Raw genomic sequence first — 7,360 nt, 5'->3', positions numbered from 1 at the left:
GAGAAGCGGTTCATTAATATTGGAATCATCATTTTCATTATTCATTCGCATTACAACTTCACCCCCCTATGCCAAAAATGATTTTATCGAAAACTTATAACTAGTCACAATTAAGAAACCCCTGCTAAATAGAGAGTTTGATTTTATAATAATTATCAAACGGGGCTTATCGACTTATAATTTCTTTTTTAATATCCGACCATAACAGAAAAGGATCGACTTTTGCCACAGCTCTACTACACTCATCCGATACTTCGTTGACGTATCTAATCTTCCGCATGCCTACCAGAATGGAATGGATTCCCTCGGTCATGCGTAAAGCCCGTATGGCCTGACAACTAAATTTCTCATTAAGATGAAACTGACTATGGACAGATGTTAACTTGAGTTTCAATTCGCGAATTCGAATTCGGTCCGATTCTCTTAGAAAATACGATATCACCGAGTCAAATTCTTTAAGTTTGGCTATGTAATTCCGAGAGAGTTCATTCCACTCGCTCAAACCCAGAAAGTAATTTTCTTCAATCCAATGCATATCTGCAGAGAGATCATCAAACCACGATTGAAAAGAATATTGCCACATCATCAACGATGAGGAAATAGTTTTTCTGTGTTTTCGATAAAGGATAGAAAAACTAATCTTTCTTTTAATTTTCGTCCGTTCATCTTTACTGAGCTGTTTTAGTAAAGATTCAATAAACATACTTATCTGTTCTTCCTGTTCCTCAAGTTCGTCAAGACAAACATTTCTATCAATTACGGGTGCAAGTTCCGTTTCCTCAGGTATATCAACAAGACGGAGTGACAACATTTCTGTCATGGCATCGAAAGGACGGTTCACCAATACATTCAATTGATGTACAGAAGCAAATTCCAGAACACTTTGTTTATCGGGCAAGTTTTCCTCTGTTGCAGCGCTAGTCTCAAACAAATTCATGGGAAATTGAATGAAGTGAAAGTTATGATTCGTGGAGATTCGTTTTGCGATGTTGTGAAAGCGATCTAAAGGTAAGTATGTAAAATGATTCTTTGGTTGAGATAATGTATTGGAGCTGAGCCCATAACATTTGATTCGCCCACGCCTAACTTCCATTTCCAAATAATCAAATGTAACGGCAATTTGTTTTTCTAACTCTTGAAGAGCATCAACAAATTTAACATTATTGAGCTTGGCCCATAGTAAATATTGTTCAGGATTATGAAGGAGGAGACAGTCCAAAGTCTCCAATCTGAGTCTCCCCAAAATTCCCGTTAATTGGGATTCAAGAAACTCGGGGTGAATGCTATATCCGATTTGATCAGATAACTGAAACATACCCGGCACTGAATCTCCGTCTTCTATTTGAACAAACCCTGCTTTTGACACAATATATACCTGATTGCGGTTTAAAGATCCTTCTTCTACTAATTCATTCAATATTTCACCGATCAAATCTTCGCTTTCCCCCACCGAATAGAAGGCGCTGGTATCAATCAAATTAACTCCCCGCCGCAGCGCCAGTTTCATAGAATCTGAATGCCTTCTGTCAAATCGATATGTACCATATCCAACTTGACTTATGTAACAACATGAGTGGAGTAGTGATTGGTAGCTCATGTCTGGATGAGCTACCATAAATTCATAGGTTCCTTCAGTAGTGGCTGCTCCTACCAGCATCCATAACATCTCCGTTTCATTAATGTTTCCATTCCGATATGATTTTCTCCCGATGAAAGAGCAAAACGTTCAATCGCACAACGACGACGGTAACAGCAAATGAAACAAATAAAATAGCCGCATAGACCACTGGCTTGGACATAAATCCGCTGAAGATTATTTGACTAAGAGCCAACCCTATAATTGGAAGAACCACCAGCACACCAATTTGTTGCGCGGCAGGAATCGTTTTTACTCTCGAAGAAGCTACAATAGCAAGACCAACGGCGATGATAGATATCAATGGAACGAGACAAATCATTGTGATTATCCAGATTAAAGAGAGTTCTTTATCAGCATTTTTTAGTGGAAGCATAATAAAAACCAGAAAAGAAATCTGGCAGATCCAAGTCAGAAGAACGGAAGGGACGCAAAAAGCCAAAATCTTTCCAATGAGTAATTGAAAAGTCGAAATCGGGGTCAGGATGACAGACTCCAGCGTGCCGGTTATTTTTTCGGTAATAATACTAGATGTCGCAAACGTAAGAGGAACTACTGCCGCAACCAATAAAAAAATAGGAAAATACAATTTAGCCATCATGATCTGGCTGGATCCGCCGTCGGATGCTGCTAGTATTGGGTTCATTATTTTTATGATGTTTACCATAAATTCCATTTTAGAACCTTCCCTCGCATTTATTACAATAAAAGAGAATATTCCAAAAAGTACGAATGGCATGATTAAATTAGAAATCAACATCGATTTAGCGGCCTTCATTTCGAGCCACTCTCTTTTCATCACTTCATATATCATATTATTTCACCCGCTTTTCTTTGATCATAGAAAGATAAGCATCCTCTAAGGTTAGTTCAGCCTTAGAAATGAATTTCACTTCAATAGAGTTATGTACCAAATCGCGGATGATCAGTGGATTTGTTTTTTCCGAATCAGCGATTTGTAAATATATCTTGTCCTGATGCCATTTAAAATCCAGATGATCACTGTATTTGGACAATATAGCATTGATGATTTCTCTTTCTCCGTTCGTCTCTAAAACAACATTATGGCTACTCCACTCTTCTCTGAATTTTTCTGGAGTAGTCACGCTGACAATACTTCCGTTTGTGATCGCAAATCGATTACACAGTTGCTCAATCTCGGAAAGCGAATGTGAGCAGTAAATGATAGTCTTTCCATTCGACGCGAGTTCTTTTACTAGATCTTTCATTTTCTTTAAGTTAACAGGATCAAGATTTGCGGTTGCCTCGTCCAATAGTAGAACCTTCGGATCAGGGAGCAGTGCGCGAGCTATGGAGAGCTTTTGCTTCATGCCTTTGGAATAACGGCTCACTGGATCATGTCTACGATCCCATAAATCAAAGAGGTGAAGTAAGTACTCGATTCGCTCATTTTTTTTGGCTTTTGTCATCTGATAGCAGGATCCAAAGAAGTTCAAATTCTGTAGTGCAGTAAGCTTCTCATAATGTCCGGGGGACTCGGTCACAGCACCTATTAAACCTCGTATACGATCATTATCTTTCCCTACTCGATGTCCCAGAATATCGATTTCTCCACTTGAAGGAGCCAATAAGCAAGAGATCATACGTAAGGTTGTCGTTTTCCCTGCCCCATTTGGCCCTAACAGTCCAAATATTTCTCCCCGATTAACGGTAAATGATAAATCTCGAATAACTTGCATATTTCCAAAGTTCTTGTTTACTCCATTTAATGTAACAACTGAATCCACTTGAACACTCTCCTTATAATTCTTGTTTTTTGAACAAAAATACTCCGGATATTAAGAATATGAGCGAGATCAAACTTATCATTATAAAAGAAAAGTCAGATTGAGATGAACCATGAAGTACAATGTTCATTGCCTCTGAAGTTACAGCGTGTGGATTCACTCCTGAACTGGATGGAAAAAATCCAAGAACATAGTAACCTAGCAATCCAATGCCGGCCGCACCAATGCTGCTCTTTAAGAATACGGATGCAAATAGTGTCAACGAAATAACTAATAACAAGTTAGGCAAGTATGCTGCTATTCCTACTACCGCATGTGTCCAATGAATATCTCCGAATAATACAATTGTGTAAAAAGCTGCGATTATCATGGCTAATAGATAGCTGAGATAGATTAATAGTGCATATGCAATCGCTTTTGATGCAAAATACTGAAATCTACTAATAGGCTTCACTAAGACCATCTGAACAACACCGGACATTCTTTCGCCAGCAATGGTTCCCATCACGATTAAACACACCACAATTGGAGCCATTGAAGCAAATTTAGAAAGCGTAGAAGCAATTACCTCTTGGGCAGTCGGTTCGCTAATTTGGAAAACGACTCCCTCCGGTAGAGTTGAACTATCGATCAGCTTTGGTAACAATTTCAGTACAATCGGCTGAGAAAGGCCCAAAAGGATCATCACAAGCGGAGCAATTATAATTTTTAAGTTTCGAGACAACTCCATTGATTCTTTTTTTAGCATGGGGAACATGTTCTGGATCCGACCCCTTTATCTATTATTTTCCTTCCGTTACCTTGAAAAAGATATCTTCTAGTGTCATCTCTGACAGTTGGAAAGAAACCATTTTTACTTTACATTCCGAGATCAGTTGAATGATTTCTGAACTGGCTTCATCAACGTCGTTTGTTGTCACTTTAAAACTCCCCTGTTCCCGTTCTACCTGGAGAATCGAATCTTTGTGTGATAAAGTCGTGGCAAAAGTCTCGATTGCTCCATCGACACTGAACCGGATAATCGGATCCATAAATTTCTTCTTCAAATCATACATATCGGATTGAAGCACGATACTACCTTTCTCAATAATGACAACCTCATCAGCAACTCTTTCAATATCATCCAAAATATGAGTCGACATAAATATTGTTAAATCTTTTTTCAAACGTTCGATCAACATTAAAACATCGTATCTCCCTTTGGGATCGAGAGCAGAGACTGGCTCGTCCATTATCACGATCTTCGGGTTATTAATCAGAGCCTGAGCAATGGCGAGCCGTTGCTTCATACCTCCGCTATAACCGCCAATTTTTCTTTTCCGGGCATCCCACAAACCACAATCTGTCAACAGCAACTCCGTTTTCTGCTTGATCATTTTCTCATCCACTTTGAACAGAGATCCCGTAAAATGCATCCACTCCTCCCCAGTCATAAAATTATAAAACTGAGGGGACTGCGGGCAGTAACCCAATTCCTTACGTATATGGTCTTGTTGAGTAACGGCATCGTATCCAATCACTTTAACCACGCCTGAAGTCGGCCTACTTAGCCCGGCAAGGATGCGAATCGTTGTGGTCTTTCCAGCACCGTTGGAACCTAAAAAACCAATACATCCTTTCTTGTCAATTCTGAACGAAACATTTTGCAGTGCCGTTTGTTTTCCATAAATTTTAGTTAAGGAATCGCATTCAATCATCGACATTATTCAACTCTCCGTCCGCTATTATTATCTTTTCTTCCATATCTAGATGTCGTCAGAAATTTGTCGGATTTACAAGTGTTTCCATTCACTCGATGATAATAATATACCATTTTATTCATATTTAGGATATATGTAATTAATTTAATATATGGATTACTTATGGTTTAAAATCCTTTTTTTGGGATTTTATTATTCTCTTATTCCAGTACATTGTTAGGAGAATGATGTAAATTTCACTTGTTGGGAGATCTCTATTTTAAGCATAATTTGTCAGATAATTGAGTTATATGAACCTTCCTCTGGAAACTTCATTAACATCATCAATCACCATTTGAATACCTATTAATCTACCTTCCTCCAAAGCCCTTCGTTTCAGATTCTCCCTATGGATTTGCTTAATCTCTTCTGCAATCGGTAATTTATCGAAGTTCATAATTCTTACTGCTCCAGACAAATCCCTTGCAGGAAGCATCTTCCCTTTGTTGAACAAACTCGGCGCAAATGGAATGTCCAGCACGCCTTGTTCAAACGCTTTGACAGTTCCGATCGAAGGGTCTCCCACCCCAATTCAATAACTCTATCAATAATGCAGCGTGTTTCTATTCGCAACATATCGATTTCAAATGTTAACTCTTTAGTAGACAGTACATTTTGATTGCCAACCCAATTCAACATGGCTCGAGACATCCGAATTCCTTGAGCGTTCGATTCTGCCGTCGGGACACCTAGAGCCTCTTGAGGAGTTTTGACGATAATCTTCGTCACACCTGCATATTTTGCGGTCACACTCCCCCATGAAATGAGTGCTAGAGCCTGCGTTTCATCATTCGGAAAGGCTCCCATCCATTGATGAAGTACTGTGGTAAGCTCGATTCCCTCGTATTCGAAACGATCGAAATATTCTTGTGCGAGTTCCTTTAATACTCTTATGGCCGCTACATCCTGACATAAATTTCCCAATTGTCCGTAACCGAGAGTTATGCTTTTTACGCCTTGTTCTGCTGCCATTAAACCCTCTAGGATTGCAACCGCATTCGAAACACAAGGAGGTACTAGCGTCCCAGTCAAAGGTCCAAAAGGCTCCCGATTCAAGCGAATGCCTAACTCCTCATAAATCCCAACCAATTTGTCACAATATTGCCAATCAAGTAAGGAGCGTTCCAAACTGACTTTCTTTGCGTAAGGAATGTTATATGATATCCCGCCTCCCTCGTTCGAAGTCCAACCGGATGCATGCACGATTTCAGATAGAAGTCTCGCATCCGGAGTACCATGCCTTGCTTGTAAGGGCAAATTTACCGATTCAAAGACGAGCTTGCATTTTTCAACTCCATAATTTACAGCCGGAAAACCGTTAAGCATTGAGCGCCCTAATCTTGATGTCTCCCGAATTGCCTCTTCACAGTGTTCATATTGGTTTTGCCTCGTGAAGCTGTCTATTGTGGTTGGTAGGATATCTGCACCAGATTTTTCGAGATTATGCAATAATTTAATATGTTCTTGTAATCCACCTACTCCTGCTCTCGGTTGCAACAGAATCTTTCCTTCGCGATCCGCTTCTATCATTTTTCTGTGAAATGATTTATGTTTGGGAACGGATTGCAAATAGCTGGCCGCATGTTCAATATCAATCCCTTTTCCCGTATGCCATTGGTTTAAGACTTCTTTTCTAACTTTATAGAATTGATCTTCCGTCCATTTACGATGCATTAACTTCATCTATATCCTCTTTCCTTTCGGTTTTGAGAGAGTTAGGATACTGATGCCTCAGCGAAGTGCTGTAAATCCTCCTTTAAGTGTTCGATAGCAACTTGAGCAGAAGTTCCAGGAGGATAGACGCGGTCAAAACCCATTTCGGTAAATTTATCTCGAATATACGTCCATTCTTGGTGACCTACCACCAAATTCCCGCCTACATACAGCAGAATATTTGAAACCCCATACTCGACGCACTTCTCCCTTAACCCCATACATGCCAATTCTCCGTGCCCGTTTAGAGAAGAAACGATAATAGCATGGGCTCTGGACTCCACAGCTGCACGAACAAACTCTTCTTGGGAACAGAGTACCCCGATATTGATTACCTGCAGGCCGGCATCAGTAAACTGAATTTCCAGAATTTTATTCCCCACAGAATGGCAATCGTCTCCGATTACTCCCAGTACAATTCTGATCTTCAAATGACATGCCCCTTTCAGCGGCATCCCTAATTGCGATGCCGCTCTTCCTTTTAATTCTACAGAGATTACCTAACCAAAATGTCGTATAAAATG

General features: G+C 39.8%; 8 protein-coding genes. All 8 read right to left on the bottom strand.

Features of this window, described 5'->3' with window-relative positions; all coding sequences use genetic code 11:
- Positions 1–166 precede the first annotated feature (166 nt).
- Entirely contained in the window at positions 167–1,657 is a 1,491-nt protein-coding gene (locus JCM10914_RS27885) for an aldo/keto reductase (protein ID WP_023967504.1), read from the bottom strand.
- A 19-nt stretch (positions 1,658–1,676) separates the two neighbouring features.
- Positions 1,677–2,450, bottom strand: coding sequence for an ABC transporter permease (locus tag JCM10914_RS27880; protein WP_023967503.1), 774 nt, complete (start codon positions 2,448–2,450; stop codon positions 1,677–1,679).
- Position 2,451: 1 nt separating this feature from the next.
- Complete coding sequence (locus tag JCM10914_RS27875) at positions 2,452–3,384, bottom strand: ABC transporter ATP-binding protein (RefSeq protein WP_023967502.1); 933 nt, start codon at positions 3,382–3,384, stop codon at positions 2,452–2,454.
- 13 nt (positions 3,385–3,397) lie between these two features.
- The gene (locus tag JCM10914_RS27870; protein ID WP_023967501.1) at positions 3,398–4,141 is read right to left on the bottom strand and encodes an ABC transporter permease; all 744 of its coding nucleotides are present in this window, start codon (positions 4,139–4,141) and stop codon (positions 3,398–3,400) included.
- Between the two features lie 25 nt (positions 4,142–4,166).
- Positions 4,167–5,087 (bottom strand): ABC transporter ATP-binding protein, encoded by a 921-nt coding sequence (locus JCM10914_RS27865; RefSeq protein WP_023967499.1) that lies wholly within the window; start codon positions 5,085–5,087, stop codon positions 4,167–4,169.
- A 283-nt stretch (positions 5,088–5,370) separates the two neighbouring features.
- Positions 5,371–5,520, bottom strand: coding sequence for a hypothetical protein (locus JCM10914_RS31595; RefSeq protein WP_269433950.1), 150 nt, complete (start codon positions 5,518–5,520; stop codon positions 5,371–5,373).
- 5 nt (positions 5,521–5,525) lie between these two features.
- Positions 5,526–6,806, bottom strand: coding sequence for a methylaspartate mutase subunit E (locus tag JCM10914_RS27860; RefSeq protein ID WP_023967497.1), 1,281 nt, complete (start codon positions 6,804–6,806; stop codon positions 5,526–5,528).
- Positions 6,807–6,838: 32 nt separating this feature from the next.
- Entirely contained in the window at positions 6,839–7,267 is a 429-nt protein-coding gene (glmS, locus tag JCM10914_RS27855) for a methylaspartate mutase subunit S (RefSeq protein ID WP_036720539.1), read from the bottom strand.
- Positions 7,268–7,360 lie beyond the last annotated feature (93 nt).

The sequence above is a fragment of the Paenibacillus sp. JCM 10914 genome, from assembly GCF_001315105.1.
Taxonomy (GTDB): Bacteria; Bacillota; Bacilli; order Paenibacillales; family Paenibacillaceae; genus Paenibacillus_AQ.
The sequence above is the reverse complement of the archived record's forward strand: the minus strand, read 5'-3'. Positions and strand labels throughout refer to the sequence as shown.

Excerpts from the sequence above, each read along its gene's own strand:
- JCM10914_RS27870 (WP_023967501.1), bottom strand. The coding sequence starts at position 4,141 with ATGTTCCCCATGCTAAAAAAAGAATCAATGGAGTTGTCTCGAAACTTA.
- JCM10914_RS31595 (WP_269433950.1), bottom strand. The coding sequence starts at position 5,520 with ATGAACTTCGATAAATTACCGATTGCAGAAGAGATTAAGCAAATCCAT.
- JCM10914_RS27885 (WP_023967504.1), bottom strand. The coding sequence starts at position 1,657 with ATGCTGGTAGGAGCAGCCACTACTGAAGGAACCTATGAATTTATGGTA.
- JCM10914_RS27860 (WP_023967497.1), bottom strand. The coding sequence starts at position 6,806 with ATGAAGTTAATGCATCGTAAATGGACGGAAGATCAATTCTATAAAGTT.
- JCM10914_RS27880 (WP_023967503.1), bottom strand. The coding sequence starts at position 2,450 with ATGATATATGAAGTGATGAAAAGAGAGTGGCTCGAAATGAAGGCCGCT.
- JCM10914_RS27865 (WP_023967499.1), bottom strand. The coding sequence starts at position 5,087 with ATGTCGATGATTGAATGCGATTCCTTAACTAAAATTTATGGAAAACAA.